Genomic DNA, 262 nt, shown 5'->3' on the forward strand with positions numbered 1-262 from the left:
AGATCGAGTTCCCAACTGGCGTCGAATCCCAACTGCCAGAAATCGCTCGCGCTCGTCGGTGCACCCAACGCGGCAAACTTGCCGTGCTCGCTGAGGGCCTCGCGGGAATAGCCTGCCGATGCGCCCACGCTGGGCAGCAGCAGCGAGGAAGCAATCCCCAACTGCGCCCGGCTTTGCTCAATGCGCTCGGAAGCGATCTGCAGGTTCAGGTTGCCCGCCTGCGCACGGGCTTGCAGATCCGCTAACACGTCATCGTTGAACA

Annotated in this window: 1 protein-coding gene; it reads right to left on the minus strand. The window is 63.0% G+C overall.

Annotated elements, in window-relative coordinates:
* The coding region (locus APY03_RS37800; protein ID WP_198161377.1) for a TolC family protein at nt 1-262 on the minus strand (262 nt) is incomplete at both ends.

Source organism: Variovorax sp. WDL1, from assembly GCF_001541225.1.
GTDB lineage: Bacteria > Pseudomonadota > Gammaproteobacteria > Burkholderiales > Burkholderiaceae_C > Variovorax.